Consider the following 24,621-nt stretch of genomic DNA (forward strand, 5'->3'; position numbering starts at 1 on the left):
GCGATGAAACGGAGAGCTCGCGTGACCCGCAGCGTGTACGTGACCGGCATCGACCGCGGTGACGGCCGCCAGGTCGTCGAACTGGGGGTCATGGAACTCCTCACCCGGCAGGTCGACCGGGTCGGCGTCTTCCGTCCACTGGTGCACGACGGACCCGACCGCCTCTTCGAGCTGCTGCGCGCCCGCTACCGGCTCGCCCAGGACCCGGCGACCGTCTACGGCATGGACTACCACGAGGCGTCCGCCCTCCAGGCCGAGGCCGGCACCGACGAGCTGGTCTCCACGCTCGTCGACCGCTTCCACCGGGTCGCCCGCGACTTCGACGTCGTCCTGGTCCTCGGCACCGACTACGCCGGCACCCAGCTCCCGGACGAGCTGTCGCTCAACGCCCGGCTGGCGAACGAGTTCGGCGCCTCCGTGCTCCCGGTCGTCGGCGGCCGCAAGCAGCCCGTGGAGTCCGTGCTCGCCGAGACGCGCAACGCCTACCGCGCCTACGACACCCTCGGCTGCGACGTCCTGGCCATGGTCGCCAACCGGGTGGCCCGCGAGGACCGCGACGAGATCGCCCGCCAGCTGGACTCCCGGCTCCCGGTGCCCTGTTACGTGCTGCCCGACGAGCCGGCCCTGTCCGCCCCGACCGTCTCGCAGATCAGCCACGCCCTCGGCGCCGAGGTGGTGCTCGGCGACGACTCCGGGCTCGCCCGGGACGTGCTCGGCTTCGTCTTCGGCGGCGCGATGCTGCCGAACTTCCTCGGCGCCCTGACCCCGGGCTGCCTCGTCGTCACCCCGGGCGACCGCGCGGACCTGGTCGTGGGCGCGCTCGCCGCGCACAGCGCCGGCACCCCGCCGATCGCCGGTGTCCTGCTCACCCTGAACGAGGTGCCCGGGCAGGACATCCTCACCCTCGCCGACCGCCTCGCCCCCGGCACCCCGGTGCTGTCGGTGACCGGCAACAGCTTCCCCACCGCCGAGCAGTTGTTCTCCCTGGAGGGCAAGCTCAACGCGGCCACCCCGCGCAAGGCGGAGCGGGCCCTCGGCCTGTTCGAGCGCTACGCCGACACCGGCGACCTCGCGCGCCGCGTCTCCGCGCCGAGCAGCGACCGCGTCACGCCGATGATGTTCGAGCACAAGCTGCTGGAGCAGGCCCGCAGCGACCTGCGCCGGGTCGTGCTGCCCGAGGGCACCGAGGAGCGCGTGCTGCACGCGGCCGAGGTGCTGCTGCGCCGGGGCGTGTGCGAACTGACCCTGCTCGGCCCGGTCGACCAGATCCGCAAGAAGGCCGCCGACCTCGGCGTGGACCTGGGCGAGACCCAGCTGATCGACCCGGCCACCTCCGAACTGCGGGACGCTTTCGCCGAGAAGTACGCGGCCCTGCGCGCCCACCGGGGCGTCACGGTGGAGCTGGCGTACGACGTCGTCTCGGACGTGAACTACTTCGGCACGCTGATGGTCCAGGAGGGCCTCGCCGACGGCATGGTGTCCGGCTCGGTGCACTCCACGGCCGCGACGATCCGCCCGGCCTTCGAGATCATCAAGACCAAGCCGGACGCGGACATCGTCTCGTCGGTGTTCTTCATGTGCCTGGCCGACAAGGTCCTGGTCTACGGCGACTGCGCGGTCAACCCGGACCCGGACGCCGAGCAGCTCGCCGACATCGCCGTGCAGTCGGCGACCACGGCCGCGCGGTTCGGGGTGGAGCCGCGGATCGCCATGCTGTCGTACTCGACCGGCACGTCCGGCTCGGGCGCCGACGTCGACAAGGTGCGCGAGGCCACCGAACTGGTCCGCGCGCGCCGCCCGGATCTGAAGATCGAGGGCCCGATCCAGTACGACGCCGCCGTGGAGCCGTCGGTCGCGGCGACCAAGCTGCCCGGATCCGAGGTCGCCGGGCAGGCGAGCGTGCTGATCTTCCCCGACCTGAACACGGGCAACAACACCTACAAGGCGGTGCAGCGCTCGGCCGGCGCCATCGCCGTCGGACCGGTGCTGCAGGGCCTGCGCAAGCCGGTCAACGACCTGTCCCGGGGCGCCCTGGTCCAGGACATCGTCAACACCGTCGCCATCACGGCGATCCAGGCCCAGATCCCGTCCCCGAGCGAGAAGGCAGCCGCCCAGTGAGCCCGACCCGTGTCCTCGTCCTCAACTCCGGTTCCTCGTCGGTGAAGTACCAGCTGCTCGACATGCGCGACAGCAGCCGGCTGGCGGTGGGTCTGGTCGAGCGGATCGGGGAGCAGACCTCCCGGCTGAAGCACACCCCGGCCGGCGGCGAGAGCCGGGAGCGCGGCGGGGCGATCGCCGACCACGACGCGGCCCTGAAGGCCGTGGCCGAGGAGCTCGCCAAGGACGGCCTCGGCCTGGACTCGCCGGAACTGGCCGCGATCGGGCACCGGGTGGTGCACGGCGGCAAGCACTTCACCGAGCCGACCGTGATCGACGACAGGGTGCTCGCCGAGATCGAGCGGCTCATCCCGGTGGCCCCGCTGCACAACCCGGCCAACCTCACCGGCATCCGCACGGCGCAGACGCTGCGGCCGGACCTGCCGCAGGTCGCCGTCTTCGACACCGCCTTCCACACGACGATGCCGGAGTCGGCCGCCCGTTACGCGATCGACGTCGAGACGGCCGACGCGCACCGCATCCGCCGCTACGGCTTCCACGGCACCTCGCACGCCTATGTCTCCCGGGCCACGGCGGACCTGCTGGGCAAGGACCCGTCCGAGGTGAACGTGATCGTGCTGCACCTGGGCAACGGGGCGTCGGCGTCGGCCGTGCGGGGCGGCCGCTGTGTCGACACTTCCATGGGGCTGACGCCTTTGGAGGGGCTCGTGATGGGTACGCGCTCCGGAGACATGGACCCGGCCGTCATCTTCCATTTGATGCGTGTTGGTGGAATGTCCGCCGACGAGATCGACACTCTCCTCAACAAGAAGAGCGGTCTGATCGGTCTGTGCGGCGACAACGACATGAGGGAGATCCGCCGCCGGGTCGACGCGGGCGACGCGCGGGCGGAGCTGGCGTTCGACATCTACATTCACCGGCTGAAGAAGTACATCGGCGCCTATTACGCCGTTCTCGGGCGGGTGGACGCGATCGCCTTCACCGCGGGTGTCGGGGAGAACGCGGCACCGGTGCGCGAGGCCGCCCTGGCGGGCCTGGAGGAGCTCGGCATCGCGGTGGACGGCGAGCGCAACGCCGTGCGCGGCGACGAGGCGCGGCTGATCTCGCCCGACGGCGCCCGGGTGGCGGTGGCGGTGGTCCCTACTGACGAGGAATTGGAGATCGCGACACAGACCTACGCGCTGGTAAATGGTTCGGGGAATCACACCTGAGCGGCATCCCGCCCTTTTGTATTTTCCGCCAGACGGAATATTCCGCTGGGAAACAAACCGATAGGATCGCCCCCATGCGCCGTTCGAAAATCGTCTGTACTCTCGGCCCCGCGGTCGACTCCCACGATCAGCTTGTCGCGTTGATCGAAGCCGGCATGAACGTGGCCCGCTTCAACTTCAGCCACGGCTCGCACGCCGAGCACCAGGGCCGCTACGACCGGGTCCGCGCCGCCGCCAAGGAGACCGGCCGGGCCATCGGTGTCCTCGCCGACCTCCAGGGCCCGAAGATCCGTCTGGAGACCTTCGCCGAGGGTCCCGTGGAGCTGGTGCGCGGTGACGAGTTCACCATCACCACCGAGGACGTCCCCGGGGACAAGACGATCTGCGGGACGACCTACAAGGGCCTGCCCGGCGACGTGAACAAGGGCGACCAGATCCTCATCAACGACGGCAACGTCGAGCTGAAGGTCACCGAGGTCGAGGGCCACCGGGTCAAGACGATCGTCATCGAGGGCGGCGTCATCTCCGACCACAAGGGCATCAACCTGCCCGGCGCGGCCGTCAACGTGCCCGCCCTGTCGGAGAAGGACATCGAGGACCTCCGCTTCGCCCTCCGCATGGGCTGCGACCTGGTCGCGCTGTCGTTCGTCCGGGACGCCAAGGACGTCGCCGACGTGCACCGCGTGATGGACGAGGAGGGCCGCCGGGTCCCGGTCATCGCCAAGGTGGAGAAGCCGCAGGCGGTGCAGAACATGGAGGACGTCGTGATGGCGTTCGACGGTGTGATGGTCGCCCGCGGTGACCTCGCCGTCGAGTACCCGCTCGAGAAGGTCCCCATGGTGCAGAAGCGCCTGATCGAGCTGTGCCGGCGCAACGCCAAGCCGGTGATCGTGGCGACCCAGATGATGGAGTCGATGATCACCAACTCCCGTCCGACCCGCGCCGAGGCCTCCGACGTGGCCAACGCGATCCTGGACGGCGCCGACGCGGTCATGCTGTCCGCCGAGTCGAGCGTGGGCGCGTACCCGATCGAGACCGTCAAGACGATGTCGAAGATCGTCACCGCGGCCGAGCAGGAGCTGATGTCCAAGGGCCTGCAGCCGCTCGTCCCGGGCAAGAAGCCGCGCACGCAGGGCGGTTCGGTGGCCCGCGCGGCCTGCGAGATCGCCGACTTCCTCGGCGGCCGCGGCCTGGTGGCCTTCACGCAGTCCGGCGACACCGCGCGCCGCCTGTCCCGCTACCGCGCCCAGCAGCCGATCATCGCCTTCACCACCGACGAGGGCACCCGCAACCAGATGGCGCTGAGCTGGGGCGTGGAGCCGTACGTGGTGCCGTTCGTGAACAGCACCGACGAGATGGTCGACCTGGTGGACCAGGAGCTGGTCAAGCTCAACCGCTTCAACGCGGGCGACATCGTGGTGATCACGGCCGGTTCGCCCCCCGGCGTCCCCGGCACCACCAACATGGTGCGGGTCCACCACCTGGGCACCGAGAGCTGATTTCCGCCCGGTCCCCTCGGGGCCGTGCACGACGCCGAGGGCGCCCCCTGGATTCCAGGGGGCGCCCTCGGTGTGTGCGGCTCCCGAACGGGCTCTGGGGGGGCGCTCAGTCGATGTAGTTGTGCAGCCCGGGCACGTGCAGGGTCCCGCCGAACTGGCCCGCCTGCGTGACCTTCACGTTGGTGAAGTAGATCAGCGGGATGTTCAGCGGCGGCGGGTGCTCCGGGTCGAAGGTGATCGGGATCAGCCCGAGCAGGTTGCCCGAGATGCTCTCGGTGTACATCACCGTGTCGCCGTCGCGGATCGTGGACGTCGAGCCCTTGGCCGCCTGCACGTGGTAGGTCTTGCCGGACTGCTTGTCCTTGACCGTCTGGTGGAGGTCACCGATGTCGGTGCCGCCGGAGATGACGTACTTCAGGACCTTCTTGACCGAGCCGTTGGCGGTGCGCACCTCGACGACGCCCTTGTAATCGGCGCCCTTCAGCGTGAGCGAGCTGGCGTTGAGGTACCAGGGGTCGTCCGGCAGCGGCACCTTGTTGTCGACGCCGCCCTCGGCGTCGGTGGCCGCCGGGCAGTCGTCGGGGTCCGTGGTGGCGCTCGCGCTGGGGGTGGGGCTGGGCGAGGCGGTGGCCTCCGCGGCCTTCTCCGCAGCCTTGTCCGCGCCCGCCTTCCCGGCGGCCTCGGCGGTGTCCCCGGCGGGCTCCTCGGCCTTCCCGGCGCTGTCCTCGACGGTGTCCTCGGCCGAGCCGGCCGCCTTCTCGGTCGTCTCCCGGGCGGTGCCGGTGGCGTCCTCGGCGGGCTCGTCGGCGGTCTCGGACGCCGGGGCGGACGGGGTCGGGCTCGGGCTCGCCTCCGCCTTGCCGCCGCCCAGGATGCCGTCGATGGCGTCGCCGATGCCCTCCAGCAGGCCACCGCCGCTCTGGGACGGCGAGGGGGACGGCGTGGCCGTCGCGTCGTCGCCGCCCGTGGCGGGCTCGCTCGCGGACGGGGCGGGCGCGGGCTCGTCCTTGTCGTCGGAACCTGAATCCGGCGAAGAGGAACCGCCCTCGCTGTCGTCCGTGTCGCCCGTGCCCGAGGAGGGCGACGGCTTCGGGGCCGTGCCGCTCTGGTCGTCCTTGTCGTCCGTCGCGCCGTCACTGGCCGAGGGGGACGGCGTGGGCGAGGCCGAGGCGTCGTCCTCGGCGGTCTTCCCCTCGTCCTCCAGGGCCGCCACGCAGTCCTTGTACTCGTCCACCGTCAGGCTCTTGGACGTCGGCGTCGCCGGGTTGGTGCTGTCGGCGATGGCGAGCGTCGACGTGAAGCCCATCCCCATGAGCACCGCCGTCGGCATCGCCGCCATGGCTATCGCCTTGCCGGCCGGCCTGTTGAACCTGGTGAACAGCGGCTTCTTGGGTGCCGCGTGGCGCGGCCCGGTTCTCACACGGGACGCCTCCACATCAGCCCCGTGGGTCACCTCGTCAGCCGGCACTGTGCCTCCCGTTCGCCCCGTTGGCCGGGTTCGTTCCTGACAGATCGTTCGGCGCGTCCACCGCGTCCACGGGCTCGATCACCGTGGTGTCGTGGTCCGTCGCCTCGGGAGCCCCGCCCGTGCCTTCGGCGGCGTGGGTGGCGAGCTGCCCGGCGGGCGGTGCGCCCGGCGCCCAGGCCACGGCCATCGCGCCGCCCACGAGGGCAAGCAGGAAGCCGATGAGGAAACCGCCGAGGTTGGACACGGGGATGGACACCAGCGCCAGCAGGATGGCCGCGACTCCCGCGAAGACGCGGACGTGCTTCTGGAACCAGAGGCTGACGCCCAGTACGACGAGCAGCACGCCGATGATCAGGGACCCGGCGCCCGCGGTGGTCGCCATCGCCAGCGTCAGATGACCGATCTGGAGGTTCGCGTACGGGAAGTAGGCGATGGGCAGCCCGCTGAGCAGGACGAACAGCCCGGCCCAGAACGGCCGCGTACCCCGCCAGGCGCGGAACTGCTGCCTCCGGAGAGTGAACTGGCCGCCTGCGGCAGGAGTCTCGGCGCTCATGGAAAAACAGCTCCCTGGTACGGCGTTGCTGTGGTGGTGATGTGGGCCGCGCGTGAAGGCGCGGCCGGAAGGTGGACGGGCGGGGGCGCCACCGGCTCCCCCGCCCGTCATCGAGTGCTTAGTAGCACTCCTTGACACCCGTCGACAGCGACATCTTCAGGCCGCTGAGCTTGAAGGTTCCGGCGGTGGTCGCCCACGCCGTCTGCTTCACGTCGGTCAGGGTCGCCCGGTCGGCCTGCTGGGCGAAGCCGTACGGGTTCGCCGTCTCGCCCTTCCTCATGGCCGGACCCTTGGTGGCGTCCTTGGCGGCCACACCGATGTCGATGTTCTCGAACGTCGCGTCCGCGCTGAGGTCGGCGACGTCGATGTAGAGGTTCTGCGCCTCCACCGGCTTCGCACCCTGACCCGCACGCAGGATCAGGCTGACGTTCCCGAGCACCGGAATGTTCGGGGTGACGACCGACTGGCACAGGTTCTTGATCGTCGCCGACTTGAACGACGAGACCGCGACCGGGTGCACCGACTTCTTGCCGTCGAGCGTGTATCCCTCGTCGAGGGCGCCGTACTGCGAGAAGCCCTCACCGACGAGCTGGTCGGTCGTGACCTTGAACGACTGGCCGGAGACGCTGAACGACGCGGCGAGAGCGCCCTGCGCGAGGGCGACACCTATCGCAGCCGTGGCGGCGACGCTGGGCACCATGACCACAGCGAACCGCTTCCATCTGGTCCCGCCACGCACCTGGGACTCCATATTTCCTCCTTCTCGGACGTACATCTCCTGTCCTGGCTCGCCCCGAGTCGCGGCTCAGCCGGGCAGGGATGGGAGAAGTGCTACGTCCTCGGGAAGGAGAGCGCCTGCACTCGGCGGCGCAACTAGCGCCCGAATCACCGGCGATCACCCCCGAGCGACAACCACTGGTCGCGCCTGACACGCATCACGCACAACCCTGCTGGACAGGCTTCACCGAGTGGGCGAAGACCCCCCTGTCCAAGAGCCGGCGCCACTGCCGCCGGCTCTGCTCGGTGGGGACCCAGGACGTCCCGCGACCCAACCGGCTGCCGGGGTACGGGATTGGACCGAGCGTGGCCGATCGTGGTGCATTCTCGCCGCCCGCACAAGGGGGTTCGTTACTCGCTAGTAACGGGGGGATAACCGAACAACGACCCATCGGTCTCGGTCGGCGACACAGGGTGGCTCGGAGTGGCGGTACAAAGCTGTTGATCGCTGGACAGAATCCGACAGATCAACGCCGATGACTTACTCGCAGTAACAGCGGCCGCGATTACCAAGTTTTGGTAAAGCGCGGCCGCAGTGACACTCTTCGGGCGAACTTTTCACGCGGACCCCACGGGCCCGCGCGTTTAACGACTGGTCAGAACAGGGCGCGCGCCAGGGCCCGGCGCGCCGCGATCACCCGCGGATCCTCGGGTCCGACCACCTCGAACAGCTCCAGCAGCCGCATCCGCACGGTGTCCCGGTCGTCACCCACCGTGCGCTGCACGGTCTCGATGAGCCGGCCGAAGGCGTCCTCGACGTGGCCGCCCACCAGGTCCAGGTCGGCGGCGGCGATCTGCGCCTGCACGTCCGCCGGCTTCTCGGCCGCCTCCTTGCGCACCCGCTGCGGGTCGACACCCTGCACGCGCTGCAGCAACTCGGCCTGCGCGAGGCCCAGTTTGGCCTCCTCGTTGCCCGGGTCCTCGTTCAGCACGTTCCGGTACGCCTGGACGGCACCGCCCAGGTCACCCGAGTCCAGCGCCTGCACGGCGGCTTCGAGGAGTCCGTCGTGCGGGCCGGCCGGCCGCTCGGGGGCTGCCGGGGCGCCGCCGGGCTCGGCTTCGGGGTCTACGGTGAGGCCGGTCAGGCCGAAGCGCTGCTCGGCGACCTGCACCAGCTGGTCCAGGGTCTGCCGGATCTGCGCCTCGCCCGCGGCACCCTGGAAGAGCGGCAGCGCCTGACCCGCGACGACCGCGAAGACCGCCGGGATCCCCTGGATGCCGAACTGCTGCATCAGCATCTGGTTGGCGTCGACGTCGATCTTGGCGAGCAGGATGCGGCCGTTGTACTCGACGGCCAGCCGCTCCAGGACCGGGCTCAGCTGCTTGCAGGGCTGACACCACTCGGCCCAGAAGTCGATGACGACCGGTACCTCGGCGGACCGCTGCAGGACGTCCCGCTCGAACCCCGCCTCGTCGACGTCGATGACGAGATCGGCCGGGGAGATCGCCCCCGCCCCGCCCTCACGGGCTGCTTGGGCGCGCGCCTGCTCCGCCTTCGCCTTGGCCTCCTGGGCCGCCTTCACCGCGGCGAGGTCGACGACTCCGCTCATGGACATGTTCCGTGGCTGCATGCGTCTATCCTCCCCCGTACTGCGCGCGCGTGTGAAAAACGGTGTGAAAGCAAGGCCGGTCGGGTGCCCATGGCGCCGGGTCCCCACCCCACGCCGTGCGTGCGAGGCCCGTGTACGTCCCTCACGGGCTTTCGCTACGAGTCGTAGCGTAATGCCATGCCGCGCTCCCTGGACACCACCCCTCGGTGATCTCCCTCACGGGGCCGCACGGGAACCGCCGGTTTATGGTCGGGACATGCACAGCCGCAGCCCAGCCAGCCGCACCGGGCGCCCGCGCAGCGCCGCGGCGGACGCCGCGATCCTGGCCGCCACCCGGGAGGCGCTCGTGGACCTGGGCTGGTCCAAGCTCACGCTGGGGGACGTCGCGACGCGCGCGGGGGTGGCGAAGACGACGCTCTACCGCCGCTGGGCGGGCAAGAACGAACTGGTCGTCGACGCGGTGGCGGAACTCTTCGACGCCCTGGAACTCCCCGACCGCGGCTCCCTGGCGGCGGACATCGAGGGCGTGGTCCTGCAGTTCGCCGCGATCCTGGCCCTCCCCGAGGCGAAGAGCGGCCTGATGGCGGTGGTGGCGGAGGCCACCCGGGACGACGCCCTGCGCGAACGCGTCCGCGCCTCGGTCGTCGACCGCCAGAAACGCCTGGTCCTGGAGGGCCGCGCCCGGGCCCAGGCGAGAGGCGAACTCCCGCCGGAACCGGATCCCGGGGCGGCCGCCCGCACGGCGGACCTGATCTTCGACATGGTGGCGGGCGCGGTGGTGCACCGCACCCTGGTGAGCGGACAGCCGGTCGACGAGGAGTGGGTCCGCGGCTTCACCCAGGTGCTGCTGCGGGGACTGACGGCGCAGTCCACGCGCCCGGTGGCCGGCTGAGCCGTGCCCGCCCGCCTCCGGGCGCGCGGTGTGCGGCCTCGCTCAGGAGGAACCGGCGCCGAAGGTGAAGTCGCCGTGGAAGTCCCGGCCCTGGATCACCGTCTGCTGCCTGCCGCCGGTGATGCTGTTGGTGACGTCCCCGGGCCGTGCGGCGGTCACCTCCGCGTCCGCCCGCCGCCGCCAGATCTCCAGCGCGGCGGCGAAGTCGGCGTCCTGCGCGGCGCGTTCATTGAGCAGCGCCGCAAGCCGCCCGGCCCGCTCCGACCCGGTGTGGGTGCAGGCGCTGAACCCGAGGAGCGACGGCGGACGTGTTCAGAACCCGGCGGGCTCCGTGTAGACGCCCCACTCGTCCCGCAGCACGCCGCAGATCTCGCCGAGGGTGGCCTCCGCGCGGACGGCGTCCAGCATCGGCTCGATCATGTTGGAGCCGTCGCGCGCGGCGGCCAGCATCGCGTCCAGCGCGGCGCGCACCGCCGCGTCGTCGCGGGCCGCCTTCCGCTCGGCCAGGACCCGCACCTGCTCGCGCTCCACCTCGTGGCTGACCCGCAGGATCTCCAGGTCGCCGGTCACCGAGCCGGTGTGGACGTTGACGCCGACGACCTTCTTGTCGCCCTTCTCCAGCGCCTGCTGGTAGCGGAACGCCGACTCGGCGATCTCGCCGGTGAACCAGCCGTCCTCGATGCCGCGCAGGATGCCGGAGGTGATCGGGCCGATGGGGTGCTGCCCGTCGGGGTGCGCCCGCAGACCGCGCTCCTTGATCTGGTCGAAGATCTTCTCGGCGTCGGCCTCGATGCGGTCGGTGAGCTGCTCGATGTACCAGGAACCGCCCAGCGGGTCGGCGACGTTGGCGACGCCGGTCTCCTCCATCAGCACCTGCTGCGTGCGCAGCGCGATCTCGGCGGCCTGCTCGCTCGGCAGGGCGAGGGTCTCGTCGAGCGCGTTGGTGTGCAGCGAGTTCGTCCCGCCGAGCACGGCCGCCAGGGCCTCCACGGCCGTGCGCACGACGTTGTTGTACGGCTGCTGCGCGGTGAGCGAGACACCGGCGGTCTGCGTGTGGAAGCGCAGCCACTGGGCCTTCTCGGAGGTGGCGCCGTAGACGTCCCGCATCCAGCGGGCCCAGATCCGGCGGGCCGCGCGGAACTTGGCGATCTCCTCGAAGAAGTCGACGTGCGCGTCGAAGAAGAAGGACAGGCCGGGTGCGAAGACGTCGACGTCCAGGCCGCGCGACAGGCCCAGCTCCACGTACCCGAAGCCGTCCGCCAGGGTGTAGGCGAGTTCCTGCGCGGCCGTCGCCCCGGCCTCGCGGATGTGGTAGCCGGAGACGGACAGCGGCTTGTACGCGGGGATGCCGGCCGCGCAGTGCTCCATCAGGTCGCCGATGAGCCGCAGGTGCGGCTCGGGCTGGAAGAGCCACTCCTTCTGCGCGATGTACTCCTTGAAGATGTCCGTCTGGAGCGTGCCGTTCAGGACGGACGGGTCGACGCCCTGCCGCTCGGCGGCGACCAGGTACATGCAGAAGACCGGGACGGCCGGGCCGCTGATGGTCATGGACGTCGTGACGTCACCGAGCGGGATGTCCTTGAACAGGACCTCCATGTCGGCGGCCGAGTCGATGGCGACACCGCAGTGCCCGACCTCGCCCAGCGAGCGCGGGTCGTCGGAGTCGCGGCCCATCAGCGTGGGCATGTCGAAGGCGACCGAGAGCCCGCCCCCGCCGTTGCGGAGGATCATCTTGTAGCGCTCGTTGGTCTGCTCGGCGTTGCCGAACCCGGCGAACTGCCGGATCGTCCACGTCCGCCCCCGGTAGCCGGTGGCGTACAGGCCGCGGGTGAAGGGGTACTCCCCCGGCCAGCCGATCCGTTCGAAGCCCTCGTACGTGTCCCCGGGCCGGGGCCCGTACACCGGCTCCACGGCATCGCCGGAGAGCGTCGTGAAGTCGGCCTCGCGCTTGCGCGCGGCGTCGTAGCGGGCCTGCCAGCGACGGCGGCCTTCCTCTATGGCGTGAGCGTCCATACCCTCGAATTTACTAGGACGTCCTAGTAAATGTCGATGGCAGACCGCCGTACGTTCGCCCGTACGGCGGTGCGGTTACGCCTTGGCGGTCGCGGGCGCGTCCTCGGCGACCCGCCCCTGCAGCTCGTGGCTGATCCTGCGCTCCACGAAGAAGGCGGCCGTGGGGATGGTGCCGGCGAGCAGCACCCACAGCTGCTTGGCGACCGGCCACTTCGCCTTGGAGCCCAGGTCGAAGGCGAAGACCAGGTACACGACGTAGAGCCAGCCGTGCGCGATGCTGACGACGCGCGTGAAGTCGGCCGCGCCGTCCAGGTCGAGCACATACTTGCCGATCATGCCCAGGGTCAGCAGGACCAGCAGTACGCCGGTGACGTACGCCATCACGCGGTAGCGGGTCAGCACGCTCTTTTTCATGCCGTCGAGCGTAACCACCCGTTCCGGGTGATCTTGCCCCGGGTCACTGCTCCTCGAAGTCCCCCGCGGCGATCCGCAGCGGGCGCAGCATCGCGAAGATCTCCGCGCACTCCTCGGCGTCGTACGCGCCGAGCCCGAAGTCCATCGCCATCAGGTCGCGGGTGGCCGACTCGACGACCTCACGGCCCTTGTCGGTGATGCTGGCCAGGGTGCCGCGGCCGTCGTTCGGATTGGGCCGCTTGGCGACCAGACCGGACCGCACCAGGCGGTCCACGGTGTTGGTCACGGAGGTGGGGTGGACCATGAGCCGCTCGCCGATCTTGGACATGGGCAGCTCGCCCGACTTGGAGAAGGTGAGCAGCACCAGCGCCTCGTAGCGGGCGAACGTCAGCCCGTACGGCTTGACCACCGCGTCGACCTCGGCGAGGAGGATCTGCTGCGCGCGCATGATCGAGGTGATCGCGGCCATGGACGGCACGTTTCCCCAGCGCTGCTTCCAGCGTTCGTCGGCGCGCGCGATCGGGTCGAAGGAGAGACTGAGCGGCTTCGGCACGGACCAGACCTTACCGGCCGGTCACATGGTGGTCAGCCCTGTCTCGCCCTTCGGTCGGGACCTCCGGCCGGTGCGGTCGGCTCATGTCCTTTCCGCAGCGGTTCATTGCCCTGTGTCACGATTGCTTCCACTTCGTCACCCACCGTCACCATCCTTTCAGGGAGCGGCATGACTCGGCTGATCCACACCCTCGCGGCCCTCGCGGTGCTCGGTCTCGCCGCGGGCTGCACGTCCGAACACCGCGACGATGCCGCCGACGTCGACACCACGCAGGCCGGCTACGCGGCCTCCCCCTTCTGGATCGACCCCGACAGCCCCGCCGCCCGGCAGGCACGCCTGTGGGAGAAGCAGGGCCGGGAAAAGGACGCCGAGCTGATCAAGCGGATCGCCGACCAGCCGGTCGCGCTGTGGCCGGCCGGTGAGCTCGACCCGGCCCCGATGGTCCGGGAGGCCGCCTCGGCCGCGGGCCGGGAGGGGAAGACGGCGGTCTTCGTCGCGTACAACATCCCGCACCGCGACTGCGGGCAGCACTCGGCGGGCGGGGCGGCGGACGCGAACGCCTACCGGGACTGGATCGGCAAGTTCGCCGACGCCCTCGGCGAGGCCGACGCCCTGGTCGTGCTGGAGCCCGACGCGATCGCGCACATCGTGGACGGGTGCACCCCCGGCCAGTACCACGCCGAGCGCGAGCAGCTGCTCGGCGAGGCCATCACCCGGCTGAAGCAGCAGCCGAACACCAAGGTCTACCTCGACGCGGGCAACGCGGACTGGATCCGGGACTCGCAGAAGCTGGTCGAGCCGCTGAAGCGGGCCGGGATCGAGCAGGCCGACGGCTTCGCCCTCAACGTCTCCAACTTCCAGACCGACGAGGTCACCACCGAGTACGGGGGCCGGCTCGCCGAGGCCCTCGGCGGCAAGCACTTCGTCGTCGACACCAGCCGCAACGGCAACGGCCCCCTGCCCGGCGTCTGGTGCAACCCGCCCGGCCGGGCGCTCGGCACCCCGCCCACCACCGCCACCGGCCGGCCCGTCGTCGACGCCTACCTGTGGATCAAGCGGCCCGGGGAGTCGGACGGGACGTGCGAGGGCGGGCCGGCCGCCGGGCGCTGGTGGCCGGAGTACGCCCTGGAGCTGGCGCGCAACGCCAAGGGCTGACCCGGCCGCCGCTCACCGCACGTGGACCCACTTGGCCTTCGAGGGCGTGCCCTCGGCGTCCGTGACGAACAGCATGTACCAGCCGGGCGGCACGAGCGCCGGGTCGCGCGGCACGTCGAACGTCACGGAGCCGCCCTTCCTGGTGATGTCCAGCTCGATCGAGCGCTGCTCGACGTCCGTGGTGTGCGTGACCGCGCTGGGCCGCATCAGCCGGGCCGCGGCCACGCGCTCCGGGTGGTCCGTGCGGAACGTGATGCGGTGGTCGTCGTCCAGCGTGCTCGGGCCCTCCTTCAGTACGGGGCGGCTGCGGGCGTTCTTGTGCAGCGCGGGCGGGGTGAAGACCTCCATGCGCTGCTCGAAGTGGCCCAGCTTGGTGTTCTGCTGGTCGTCGAAGAGGGGGTCGGAGCCGAAGGTGGCGATCCGGCCGTCGGGCAGCAGCAGCGCCTCGGAGTGGTAGTTGCGGCCCACCTTGGGCGCGGCGGCCTCCCGGAAGGCGTTGGCCTTCGGGTCGTAGAACTGCGCCCGCAGGATGTTGCTGGCGCTGCGGCCCCGGTAGTCCTTCGAGCCGTTGGACGTGAACACCGTGTCGTCCGGCATGATCACGCTGTTCAGATAGCGGGTGCCCTGCGGCAGGTCGGGGCCGGTCTCGAAGGCCGGGTTGTCCTTCTTCAGATCGACCACGGCCGTGCGCGGCGTGGACTTCCTGGACTCCCCGACACCGCCCCCGCCGAGGATCATCACCTTCTGGTCCTGGGCCGGCGGCAGCAGGACGGAGGCCGAGGTCTCGGTCTGGTCGACGTCCTCCAGGCCCGGCACCTTGCGGAACGTGTTGGTCTCCAGATCCCACAGGCCCGGCGCGCGCCCCTGGTCGGCGGGTCCGTACCCGGCGTTGGAGGCCGAGTAGAACAGCTTGCCGCCCTTGGTGAGGAACAGCGCCGGGTAGGTCGGGAAGTAGCGCTTGGGGCCGGGTGACCACTTCTTGGTCTCCGGGTCGTAGATCTCGTTGTCGCCCGGGTCGATCATGCCGACGTCGTCGAGGCCGGACACCGCGAGCACCCGCCCGTCGTCCAGGCCGACCAGCGTCGGGTACCAGCGGGCCTTGTCCATCGGGTCGACCGGGACGTACTTCTCGGCCTTCGGGTCGAACTCGTAGGCGGCGCGGATGCCCTGGAAGTCCTGCTTGTCGAGGGTGATCTTCTCCGACAGGCCGTAGACGTTGTCGGCGGCCCTGCCCTTGAGGCCGACGACCGCGTACTGCGCCTGCTTGTCGGTGACCGACCGCTTGCCCTTCTTGACGGCCTCCACGAAGACGCGGGCCTCACTGGCGGTGACCTTGGTCTGCCAGGGCTGCATCACCCCGCGGCTGTTGTACGTGACCTTGAAGGTGCGCTTGGCCTTGGGGACGGTGACGTCGAACCGGGTGACGTACTCGACGCCCGAGGGGGAACGGAAGCGGGTGCCCTTCTTCAGGAACACCGCCTTGTCGGGGCTCTCGTTCTTCACGCGCATGCCGCCGCCGGCCCGGGTCACCTCACCGTCAAGGAGCTCGTAGCGCGCGGTGCCGCCGGCCACCAGCAGGCGTCCGTCGGGCAGTTGGGCGTGGCCGGCGCAGAAGAAGTCCTCCGGGGTGGGGACCTTCTTGAAGGTGTTCTTCTCCGGGTCCCACAGGACCGTGTCGAACTCGCCCTTGTCGAACTTGCGCTGCTCGTTGCCCGACCCGGCGACGATCAGCACCTTGCCGGTGTGCAGCAGGGCGGCGTGGATGGCGTTGGTCCGGTACTCCTCGGGGATGGCGACCTGGTCCCAGGAGCCGTACTTCGCCTTGTACGCGGGCTGGGCGATCTTGTACTCGTGGTACTGCGCGGAGACGAAGTCCAGTGCGGCCGGGGCGTTCAGGCCCGCCAGGACCGCGATGCCGCCGATGCCCAGGACGGTCTTCTTGGTCTTCTGCGAGGGCTGGTACGCCATGGGCTAGTTGCCTCCTGTCGTGGTGCCGGTGACCGGAGCCGCCGCCGGGGACACGGTGGCGAGCGCCTGGGCGGGCTCCTTGGATTCGGGCACGCGCGCGTGCCCGGGGGTGGGAGTGGCCGCCGCTGCGGGCTGCGGAGCCCGCACGGACCGCGGCCGGCGCTCCCGGGAGTCCCTGAGCAGGGTCGCGGCCCACACCCCGGCCGGAGCCAGCGAGATGGCCATGGCGAGGACGGCCCAGGTGCGCATCGCCGCGTGGGTGTGGTCCAGGGCGGTCGAGGCGGCCAGGGACGTGGCCAGCAGGGCGGCCCAGAACAGGTGGATCCGGAAGGTGGCCGGCCGGTCGGGGCTGGCGTCGCCGCCCTTGGGCGTGACGACGAACCGGCTGGGGCGGCGCAGCAGGGCCTCGCCGAGGGACTTGAGGTAGATCGGCGCCGACAGGGCCGACATCGCCATGCCGGCCAGGCCGCCGGAGCCCTCCGGCTCGTGCGGGGAGACGTTGTGCCGGCGGTTCCACAGGTACAGGCCGACCTGGAGGGCGGCCGCGTCGCTGTACAGCATCATCCACACCGAGGCGGAGACCTGGGTGCCCGAGGCGCCGAACCAGAGGAACAACACGCAGCTGAGGATGCCGAGCAGCCAGTTGACGGCCGTCATGGGGTAGTAGACGAGCATCAGCGTGTAGGACAGCAGGCGGCCCGGGGGCATGCTGAAGGGCGCCTTCCAGTACTGCTTCAGGAGCGTCTCGTAGGTCCCGCGCGACCAGCGCATCTGCTGGGTGAAGAAGTCGGTCCAGGAGGCGGGGCCCTCGCCGACGGCGAGCACGTCCGGGGTGTAGACGGACCGCCAGTGGCGGCGCGTGGCCGGGTTGCGGTGGCGGTGGATCTCGAAGCCGGTGGCCATGTCCTCGGTGATGGAGTCGTACAGGCCGCCGATCTGCTTGACGACGGAGATGCGGACGACGTTGTTGGTGCCGACGAACATGGGGGCGCGGTAGCGGTTGCCGGCGCGCTGGATCAGGGCGTGGAAGAGGAACTGCTGCGACTCGGCGGCCTTGGTGACGGGGTTGTGGTAGTTGCCGTACACCTGGGGGCCGACCACGAAGGCGACGTCCGGGTCGCGGAAGTAACCCATCATCCGCTCCAGGAAGTTCGGGAGCGGGACGTGGTCGGTGTCGACGGACGCGAAGAAGTCGTAGGAGTCGCCGTGCATGGCGATCCAGGCGTTGTAGTTCCCGTGCTTGGTGCGCGCCTTGTGGACGCCCTCGGAGCGGTTCCACTCGGGGACGCCGAGCCGGGTGAAGTGCCGGACGCCGAGCTCCGCGCACAGGGCCTTGGCCTCGGCGTCGTCGCCCTCGTCGAGGAGCCAGACGTCGACGGGGCCGGTGTGGTGGATGCGGACGGCGCCCTCCAGGGTCGCCCGGACCATGGAGAGGGGCTCCTTGCCGGGGACGTAGGTGGTGAGGAAGGCGACGCGGGTGCCGGGTTCGGGGACGACGGGGACGGGGTCGCGGGCGACCATCGTGGCGTGGGCGACCGAGGCGACGTTGACGAGCATGAAGAGTTCGATGAGGCCGATCGAGACCAGCATGGTGATGTCGAGGCCGACGAGCCAGCGTTCGCCGCCCTCGCGTTCCACCCAGTGGGTGGGCCAGACGAGGTAGACCAGCAGGGCGCCGGTCAGCAGCGGGGCGAGGCTCATCAGGAGGACGGCTCGTGTTCGGCGGGGCTCGCGGGCGAGGAGCGAGGCGTACTGCACCTGGTACGCCTCACCGGACGGCTCCGTGAGCGGTCCGGCGAGGCGGCTGTGGGAGTCGTAGTCGTAGCCCTCCGGCCGCACAGCGCCCTCCAGATGGTTGAGACCTGATCGAAGCGCAATACCCCGATACCCATACGTAAGTGGACCTCTGGGGCGGTGTCGATCTGGGGGCGTCCAGGCGGGTGGAGGGCCGGGAGGGCGCCTGCGACGGCCCGCGGGGGCGGCGCCGGGCACACGAAAACCCCGGCTCTCCGAGGAACCGGGGTTTCCGTCGCGTCAGGACCGGGTGCCGTCACTCGGCGAGATGCCGCTCCACCGTCTCCACCTTGGACGTGAGGCCGTCGGTCACGCCGGGGCGGATGTCCGCCTTCAAAACGAGGGAGACGCGGGGCGCGCGGCGCTCGACCGCGGCGACCGCCCGGCGGACGACGTCCATCACCTCGTCCCACTCCCCTTCGACGGACGTGAACATCGCGTCCGTCCGGTTCGGCAGTCCGGACTCCCGCACCACCCGCACGGCGTCGGCGACGTACTCCCCCACGTCCTCACCGACCCCCAGCGGCGTCACGGAGAAGGCGACGATCACGCGTTCACCACGCCCTCGTTGCGCGCGCGGGACGCGATGACCGCGTCCTCGGCCTCACGCCGCAGCTTGCGCTCCGCGAAGAACCCGCCGGCCGGCAGCACCGAGAGCACGAAGTACACGGCGGCCGTCCGCAGCGACCACTTCGCCCGGTTCCACGCGTCCGCCCAGAAGATCACGTACAGCACGAACAGCGCGCCGTGCACCGCTCCCATCACCGGCACGGCGTTGAACTCGGTGGTCCGCTTCAGCACCGAGCAGACCAGCAGGAGCAGGAACGAGATCGCCTCGGGGGCCGAGACCAGGCGGAGGCGGCGGAGGGCGGTGGCGGTCTTGAGGTCCACGGGTCACCTTCGGTGGGAGAGAAACGGTTTGTGAACGCACGCACAAGCGTCCCGCCCATTGTGGCAAACCGCCGGGGGCCCCGGTCCCCAGGGGTGCGTCAGGGTCGTTCTCCACCCTGGGGACCTGTCGGCGGGGCCGGGCCTGCGGCTACCTTCCCGTATGTGGCGATGTTCCGACTTCAAGGCAGCAAGGTGCTCGCCGTCGACATGACCGGAGATGCCGTCAAGGCGAAGAACGGCTCGATGGTCGCGTACGACGGCGAGATGGCCTTCAAGAAGCTCAGCGGCGGCGGCGAGGGCATACGGGGGATGGTGACCCGGCGGCTCACCGGCGAGCAGATGACGTTGATGGAGGTGAAGGGGCGGGGGACCTGCTGGTTCGCCGACCGCGCCTCCGAGATCAACCTGGTCGGCCTCCAGGGCGACAAGCTCTACGTCGAGTCGAGCAACCTGCTCGCGACCGACGGCGGGCTGCGCACGGGGACCGAGTTCACGGGCCTGCGCGGAGCCTCGCAGGGCAACGGGCTGTTCACGACGACCGTCGAGGGCCACGGCCAGGCGGCGATCATGTCGGACGGCCCGGCCGTGGTGCTGCGGGTCAGCCCGCAGTACCCGCTGACGGTGGACCCGGGGGCGTACGTGGCCCACCAGGGCAACCTCCGGCAGTCCTTCCAGTCGGGTGTGACGTTCCGCACGCTGCTCGGGGAGGGCGGCGGCGAGGCCTTCCAGATGCGGTTCGAGGGGGACGGCCTGGTGTACGTGCAGCCGAGCGAGCGGAACACGATCGCGGGAGACGTGTGAGATGGCCTTCCGGGAGATCAACGCGAAGATGATCGAGGCGACCGTGACGCCCGGCCAGCGGCTGTTCAGTCAGCGCGGCGCGATGCTCGCCTACCGGGGCGAGGTGTCCTTCACGCCCAACACGGCGGGCGGCCAGGGCGGGGTCATGTCGATGATCGGCCGCCGGGTCGCCGACGAGGACACGCCCCTGATGACGGTCGAGGGCAGCGGCACGGTCCTGTTCGGGCACGGAGGGCATCACATCCAGGTGATCCGGCTCACCGGCGACACCCTGTACGTCGAGGCGGACCGGCTGCTGGCCTTCGAGGGCACGCTCCAGCAGGGCACGATGTTCCTGGGCTCGCAGGGCGGCGTGATGGGCATGGTGCGCGGGCAGGTCAGCGGCCAGGGGCTGTTCACGACCACGCTGAAGGGGCACGGGGCCGTCGCGGTCATGGCGCACGGCGGCGTCATCGAGATCCCGGTCACCCCGCAGCGCCCGGTGCACGTCGACCCGCAGGCCTACGTCGCCCACCACGGCGAGGTCCGCAACAAGCTGTCCACGGCCCTGGGCTGGCGGGACATGGTGGGCCGCGGCTCGGGCGAGGCGTTCCAGCTGGAGCTCAGCGGCAGCGGTGCGGTGTACGTCCAGGCGTCGGAGGAGAAGCTGTGAGCACCTACGGAACCCCGGGCGCCGGCCCCGCGGTCTTCGACCCGGCGACCCTGCCGCCCGACGACAACGTCAATCCCTACACCTTCTGCGTGGAGCTCAAGGGGAGCCAGTGGTTCCTGCAGAAGGGGAAGATGATCGCCTACTACGGCTCGATCGACTTCAACGGCGTCGGACACGGCCGGCTGGACCGTCTCGTCCGCACCTCGTTCCATTCGCCACTGCACGCGAGCGACTGGGTCGTGGCGGAGGGCTCGGGCAAGATGCTCCTCGCCGACCGGGCCTTCGACGTCAATTCGTACGACCTCGAAGACGGCAACCTGACCATTCGCTCGGGCAACTTGCTTGCTTTTCAGCCAACTCTTTCGCTGAAGCAGTCGATCGTGCCCGGTTTCCTGACCCTCATCGGAACCGGAAAGTTCGTGGCCGCGTCCAACGGTCCGGTGGTCTTCATGGAACCCCCGATCCGGGTCGACCCCCAGGCCCTGGTCGGCTGGGCGGACTGCCCCTCCCCCTGCCACCACTACGACCACGGGTACATGACCGGCGTGATGGGCGGCCTACGTGCGCTGACAGGCCTGGGCGGGGCCTCCGGCGAGGAGCACCAGTTCGAGTTCGTCGGCGCGGGCACGGTCCTGCTCCAGTCGTCCGAGACCTTGATGGCCGAGCAGGCCACGGGGGCCGTTCCGCACCAGGCGGGCGTACCCGGAGGCGGGCCGTCCGCTCCTCAGCACGGCCAGTCCGGGGTACCGCGCCTTCCCGGACAGCTGGGGGACCTCCAGCGTCGCTTCGGGCTGTGAGCGGTAGTCTGCGGAGTGTGACATCGAACGCCTGCGCACAGCTGTTCGCCAGGTGTGCGCCGTCACACGCCACCCCTCACTAGTTCGCCTTTCAACCTTTTAGGTAGACTTCATTCATGGAGACCGAGACGGCCACTCGCTGGCTGACCGATGCGGAGCAGTGCGCCTGGCGCACCCACCTGGAGGTCAACAGGCTGTTGACGTACCAGCTCGAAAAGGACCTGCAGCCGTTCGGCCTGACAATGAACGACTACGAGATCCTGGTGAATCTCTCCGAGTCCGAGGACCTGCGGATGCGGATGAGCGACCTCGCCTCCGCCACCCTCCAGTCCAAGAGCCGCCTCTCGCACCAGATCACGCGCATGGAGAACGCGCACCTGGTCCGGCGGGAGAACTGTGAGTCGGACCGCCGGGGGCTCTACGCGGTCCTGACCGACCACGGCATGGCGACGATGCAGAAGGTCGCGCCGCACCACGTGGAGTCCGTGCGCAGGCACTTCATCGACCTGCTGTCCCCCGAGGCCCTGACGGAGCTGGACAAGGCCCTCAAGCCCATCGCGGAGCACCTGCGCGGACAGCGCGGGCGCCCCTGACCCCCGCGGCCGGCTAGACGAGCGGCAGGCGGAGTTCGAACAGGGCTCCGCCTGCGGGTCCCCGCCCGGCCGTGAGCGTGCCGCCGTGCCGTACGGCGACGTCCCGGGCGATGGCCAGTCCCAGCCCGGCACCGCCGTCGTCACGGCTGCGGGCGGCGTCCAGCCGGACGAACCGTTCGAAGATCCGCTCGCGGTCGGCCTCCGGCACCCCGTCCCCGTCGTCGGCCACCCCGACCACGGCCCGGTCGCCCTCCCGCCGCACGCTCACCGTCACGGCCGACCGGGCGTGCCGCTGGGCGTTGTCCAGCAGATTGGCGAGCACCCGCCCGAGCTGCCCCCGCGATCCGGTCACCTCGACCGGTTCCGCCTCCACGCTCACCCCGGTCCGCCCCTCGGCCTCCTCCCGGGCGAGCCCGGCGAGGTCGACGCGTGTGTCGTTCGGCCGCTCCCCCGCGTCCAGCCGGGCGAGCAGCAGCAGGTCGGCGGCGAGCCGCTGGAGCCGGACGGTGTCCTCCACGGCCCCGTCGAGGTCGAGCAGTTCGGGATGGGCGGCGGCCACCTCCAGCTGCGTGCGCAGCGAGGCGATCGGGCTGCGCAGCTCGTGGGAGGCGTCGGCGACGAACCGCCGCTGCCGCTCCACGGAGGTCTCCAGCGCCGCCAGCGTCTCGTTGGTGGTGCTGGCGAGCCGGGCGATCTCGTCATGGGTGTCCGGCTCCGGGACACGCCGCGCGAGGTCCTCGGACCGGGTGATCGCGGCCATCTCGCGCCGGATGCCCTCCACCGGCCGCAGGGCCCGCCGGGTGACCAGCCAGGTCACGCCCGCGACGACGCCGAGCAGCAGCGGGAAGCCGATCAGCATCACCGTCAGCGCGGTCCGCACGGCCCCGTGTTCGGCGGCCAGCGGCGCACCGGCGTAGACCCGGAGGGTGCCCCGGTCGGGGGTCTCCACCTCCACGGCGGCGTACCGGTAGTCCTCGGTGTCGCCGTCGACGGTCGCGGACCCGTTGCTGAAGACGGTCTCCGCGGAGATCTCCCCCGGTTCGAGCGCCTGGTCCGAGCCCTCGGAGTCGTCCTCGTCGTCCCCGGCCGGCCGTCCGGCGCCCTGCGCCTTCACGCGGTCACTGTCCGTGCCGCCGATCCGCTCCAGGTCCTCGCTGACCGCGACCAGCCGCCCGTCCTCGTCGAGGACCTGCACCGGCCCGATGTCCCCGTCCAGCCCCGAGAGCTTGTCGTACGGCGTCCCGGCCGCGAGCTCGGCGGCGACGGCCCGCGCGGAGCGCTCCGCCTGCGTACCGGCCTCGCCCATCAGGTTCGACCGCAGGGACAGCAGCACGGCGGCCCCGGCCGCGACGAGCGCCACCGCGACGACCAGCGTGGCACCGAGCGTGGCCCGCGCCCGCACCGACCCGAACAGCCGCCTCACGGCGAGGTCTCCAGCCGGTACCCGGCCCCGCGCACGGTCCGGATCAGCCCCGCGCGCAGCTTGCGCCGCAGGGTGCTGACGTACACCTCGACGATGTTCGGATCGCCCTCGTAGGCGAAGTCCCAGACGTGCTCCAGGATCTCCGGCTTGGACACCACCTCGCCGGCCCGCAGCACGAGCTGCTCCAGCACGGAGAACTCCTTGGCGGTCAGCGCGATCTCGTCCTCGCCGAGGAACACCCGGCGCGCGGCCGTGTCCACCCTCAGGTCGCCGTGCACATGCACGGGCGAGGCCCCCGCGCCCTGCCCGCGCCGCCGCAGCAGGGCCTTGACCCGGGCGACGAGCACGACGTACGAGAACGGCTTGGTCAGGTAGTCGTCCGCGCCCGTGTCCAGGCCCTCGGCCTCGTCGTACTCGCCGTCCTTGGCGGTCAGCATCAGGATCGGCACCTCGTGCCCGGCGGCGCGCAGGGCGGCGCAGACCCGGTAGCCGTTGAGGCCGGGCAGCATGATGTCGAGGATGACCAGGTCGTACGTCCCCTCCGAGGCCTGGTGCAGCCCCTCGCGGCCGTCGTGGACGACGTCCACGGCGTACCCCTCGGCCGTCAGGCCCCGGGCCAGCGACAGGGCCAGCCGCTTCTCGTCCTCCACGATCAACAGGCGCATGCGTAAAGAGTGGCAAAGGGAACCTGAAGATCCCTTCAGGGGCCTTCAGGTTCCTCTCAGCCTGGGTCGGCCAGAGTCGAAGACGTCGAAAACCAAACGACTCGGGAGGAATCCGCATGAAGCGCAACATCGTGATCGCCGCCGTGACCGCTGCCGCTCTGATCGGAGGCGGTACGGCGACGGCGCTCGCGACCACGGGCGACGACGAGGGCTCGGCGCGTCAGGCGGCCACCCCGCGGTCGGCGGGCGACGACGCCCGGGACGACCAGGACGACGCGGACGACCGCGACGACCGCGACGACGACGCCGCGCGGGCCGCCTCCTCCGGCATCTCGGCGCCCGAGGCGATCGCCGCCGCGCTGAAGCACACGCCGGGTACGGCCGTCTCCGCCGAGCTGGACGACGAGGACGACGGCGGCAAGGTGGTCTGGAAGGTGGACGTGCTGTCCGGCGACAGCACCTGGCGCAGTGTGAGCGTCGACCCGGCCGGCGGCAAGGTGCTGGGTGCGCAGAGCGACGACGAGGACGACACCGCGCGGGTCCGGGCGGCGCTGAAGGGTTTCTCGGTGACGGCCGAGGAGGCGGCGAAGGCCGTGGCCGGCAAGGGTGTGGTGACCTCCGTCGACCTGGACGAGGACGGCGAGGACCGGTCCTGGGAGGCCGAGACCCGTACGCCCGGCGGCGCCGAGCAGGACTGGAAGATCGACCTCAAGACGGGCAAGATCACGCAGGACCGCTCGGACGCCCAGGACGACGACACCGACGACCAGGACTGACCGCCCCTGCCATACGGCCATCGCCCCGGCGTTCCTGCTGACGCCGGGGCATCACACA

23 protein-coding genes are annotated in these 24,621 nt (G+C 70.7%); 10 read left to right on the forward strand and 13 right to left on the reverse strand.

Annotated elements, in window-relative coordinates; genetic code table 11:
- Positions 1-21 precede the first annotated feature (21 nt).
- From pta to pyk, 3 genes are all read left to right on the forward strand, one after another.
- On the forward strand, positions 22-2,118 hold the full coding sequence (gene pta / locus CHR28_RS24620) for a phosphate acetyltransferase (RefSeq protein ID WP_094055867.1): 2,097 nt from the start codon (positions 22-24) through the stop codon (positions 2,116-2,118).
- The gene (locus CHR28_RS24625) at positions 2,115-3,329 is read left to right on the forward strand and encodes an acetate kinase (protein WP_094055868.1); all 1,215 of its coding nucleotides are present in this window, start codon (positions 2,115-2,117) and stop codon (positions 3,327-3,329) included. The genes pta and CHR28_RS24625 overlap by 4 nt, the downstream gene beginning before the upstream one ends.
- Before the next feature lie 74 nt (positions 3,330-3,403).
- A complete protein-coding gene (gene pyk / locus CHR28_RS24630; RefSeq protein ID WP_094055869.1) occupies positions 3,404-4,828 on the forward strand; it encodes a pyruvate kinase in 1,425 nt (474 codons plus the stop codon).
- Positions 4,829-4,934: 106 nt separating this feature from the next.
- Here the strand turns inward: pyk and CHR28_RS24635 are convergent, their stop codons facing one another.
- The 4 genes from CHR28_RS24635 to CHR28_RS24655 all read right to left on the reverse strand — a co-directional run bounded on the left by CHR28_RS24635 (position 4,935) and on the right by CHR28_RS24655 (position 9,197).
- Positions 4,935-6,296, reverse strand: coding sequence for a hypothetical protein (locus tag CHR28_RS24635; protein ID WP_094055870.1), 1,362 nt, complete (start codon positions 6,294-6,296; stop codon positions 4,935-4,937).
- On the reverse strand, positions 6,286-6,849 hold the full coding sequence (locus CHR28_RS24640; protein WP_094055871.1) for a DUF6114 domain-containing protein: 564 nt from the start codon (positions 6,847-6,849) through the stop codon (positions 6,286-6,288). Before CHR28_RS24640 ends, CHR28_RS24635 begins: the two co-directional genes overlap by 11 nt.
- 118 nt (positions 6,850-6,967) lie before the next feature.
- Positions 6,968-7,600 (reverse strand): DUF6230 family protein, encoded by a 633-nt coding sequence (locus CHR28_RS24645; RefSeq protein WP_094055872.1) that lies wholly within the window; start codon positions 7,598-7,600, stop codon positions 6,968-6,970.
- A 622-nt stretch (positions 7,601-8,222) separates the two neighbouring features.
- Positions 8,223-9,197, reverse strand: coding sequence for a tetratricopeptide repeat protein (locus CHR28_RS24655; RefSeq protein ID WP_094055873.1), 975 nt, complete (start codon positions 9,195-9,197; stop codon positions 8,223-8,225).
- A gap of 235 nt (positions 9,198-9,432) precedes the next feature.
- Between CHR28_RS24655 and CHR28_RS24660 the strand changes: the two genes are divergently transcribed.
- Positions 9,433-10,068, forward strand: a complete 636-nt coding sequence (locus tag CHR28_RS24660) for a TetR/AcrR family transcriptional regulator (RefSeq protein ID WP_094055874.1) — start codon at positions 9,433-9,435, stop codon at positions 10,066-10,068.
- A gap of 312 nt (positions 10,069-10,380) precedes the next feature.
- Here the strand turns inward: CHR28_RS24660 and CHR28_RS24670 are convergent, their stop codons facing one another.
- The 3 genes from CHR28_RS24670 to CHR28_RS24680 form a co-directional block, all read right to left on the reverse strand.
- Positions 10,381-12,081, reverse strand: coding sequence for an acyl-CoA mutase large subunit family protein (locus CHR28_RS24670; protein ID WP_094055875.1), 1,701 nt, complete (start codon positions 12,079-12,081; stop codon positions 10,381-10,383).
- Positions 12,082-12,156: 75 nt separating this feature from the next.
- Complete coding sequence (locus CHR28_RS24675) at positions 12,157-12,495, reverse strand: DUF3817 domain-containing protein (RefSeq protein ID WP_094055974.1); 339 nt, start codon at positions 12,493-12,495, stop codon at positions 12,157-12,159.
- 43 nt (positions 12,496-12,538) lie between these two features.
- Positions 12,539-13,048 carry a MarR family winged helix-turn-helix transcriptional regulator gene (locus tag CHR28_RS24680; RefSeq protein WP_094055876.1) on the reverse strand — a complete coding sequence of 170 codons (510 nt, stop codon included), beginning with the start codon at positions 13,046-13,048 and terminating at the stop codon, positions 12,539-12,541.
- Positions 13,049-13,216: 168 nt separating this feature from the next.
- On the opposite strand from CHR28_RS24680, the gene CHR28_RS24685 reads away from it, so the two are divergent.
- Positions 13,217-14,203, forward strand: coding sequence for a glycoside hydrolase family 6 protein (locus CHR28_RS24685; protein ID WP_094055877.1), 987 nt, complete (start codon positions 13,217-13,219; stop codon positions 14,201-14,203).
- A 12-nt stretch (positions 14,204-14,215) separates the two neighbouring features.
- On the opposite strand, the gene CHR28_RS24690 is transcribed toward CHR28_RS24685, so the two are convergent.
- The 4 genes from CHR28_RS24690 to CHR28_RS24705 form a co-directional block, all read right to left on the reverse strand.
- A complete protein-coding gene (locus tag CHR28_RS24690; protein WP_094055878.1) occupies positions 14,216-16,171 on the reverse strand; it encodes a kelch motif-containing protein in 1,956 nt (651 codons plus the stop codon).
- Positions 16,172-16,174: 3 nt separating this feature from the next.
- Positions 16,175-18,010 (reverse strand): glycosyltransferase family 2 protein, encoded by a 1,836-nt coding sequence (locus tag CHR28_RS24695; RefSeq protein WP_094055879.1) that lies wholly within the window; start codon positions 18,008-18,010, stop codon positions 16,175-16,177.
- Positions 18,011-18,221: 211 nt separating this feature from the next.
- Positions 18,222-18,515 (reverse strand): MTH1187 family thiamine-binding protein, encoded by a 294-nt coding sequence (locus tag CHR28_RS24700; RefSeq protein WP_030854324.1) that lies wholly within the window; start codon positions 18,513-18,515, stop codon positions 18,222-18,224.
- Positions 18,512-18,856: a DUF3817 domain-containing protein gene (locus tag CHR28_RS24705; RefSeq protein WP_094055880.1), complete on the reverse strand. Its 345-nt coding sequence runs from the start codon at positions 18,854-18,856 to the stop codon at positions 18,512-18,514. Before CHR28_RS24705 ends, CHR28_RS24700 begins: the two co-directional genes overlap by 4 nt.
- 168 nt (positions 18,857-19,024) lie before the next feature.
- Between CHR28_RS24705 and CHR28_RS24710 the strand changes: the two genes are divergently transcribed.
- The 4 genes from CHR28_RS24710 to CHR28_RS24725 all read left to right on the forward strand — a co-directional run bounded on the left by CHR28_RS24710 (position 19,025) and on the right by CHR28_RS24725 (position 21,699).
- Positions 19,025-19,657: an AIM24 family protein gene (locus CHR28_RS24710; protein ID WP_094055881.1), complete on the forward strand. Its 633-nt coding sequence runs from the start codon at positions 19,025-19,027 to the stop codon at positions 19,655-19,657.
- 1 nt (position 19,658) lies between these two features.
- Complete coding sequence (locus CHR28_RS24715) at positions 19,659-20,309, forward strand: AIM24 family protein (RefSeq protein ID WP_094055882.1); 651 nt, start codon at positions 19,659-19,661, stop codon at positions 20,307-20,309.
- Positions 20,306-21,106 carry an AIM24 family protein gene (locus CHR28_RS24720; RefSeq protein WP_094055883.1) on the forward strand — a complete coding sequence of 267 codons (801 nt, stop codon included), beginning with the start codon at positions 20,306-20,308 and terminating at the stop codon, positions 21,104-21,106. The genes CHR28_RS24715 and CHR28_RS24720 overlap by 4 nt, the downstream gene beginning before the upstream one ends.
- A 116-nt stretch (positions 21,107-21,222) precedes the next feature.
- Positions 21,223-21,699, forward strand: coding sequence for a MarR family winged helix-turn-helix transcriptional regulator (locus tag CHR28_RS24725; RefSeq protein WP_094055884.1), 477 nt, complete (start codon positions 21,223-21,225; stop codon positions 21,697-21,699).
- Between the two features lie 13 nt (positions 21,700-21,712).
- Here the strand turns inward: CHR28_RS24725 and CHR28_RS24730 are convergent, their stop codons facing one another.
- Both CHR28_RS24730 and CHR28_RS24735 read right to left on the reverse strand, forming a co-directional pair.
- Positions 21,713-23,122, reverse strand: a complete 1,410-nt coding sequence (locus CHR28_RS24730; RefSeq protein ID WP_094055885.1) for a sensor histidine kinase — start codon at positions 23,120-23,122, stop codon at positions 21,713-21,715.
- On the reverse strand, positions 23,119-23,787 hold the full coding sequence (locus CHR28_RS24735) for a response regulator transcription factor (RefSeq protein ID WP_094055886.1): 669 nt from the start codon (positions 23,785-23,787) through the stop codon (positions 23,119-23,121). The genes CHR28_RS24730 and CHR28_RS24735 overlap by 4 nt, the downstream gene beginning before the upstream one ends.
- 116 nt (positions 23,788-23,903) lie before the next feature.
- Here CHR28_RS24735 and CHR28_RS24740 point away from each other — a divergent pair, with 116 nt between their 5' ends.
- A complete protein-coding gene (locus CHR28_RS24740; RefSeq protein ID WP_094055887.1) occupies positions 23,904-24,563 on the forward strand; it encodes a PepSY domain-containing protein in 660 nt (219 codons plus the stop codon).
- The last annotated feature ends 58 nt before the right edge of the window (positions 24,564-24,621 follow it).

Source organism: Streptomyces sp. XY006 (assembly GCF_002237655.1).
GTDB classification, from domain to species: Bacteria; Actinomycetota; Actinomycetes; order Streptomycetales; family Streptomycetaceae; genus Streptomyces; species Streptomyces levis.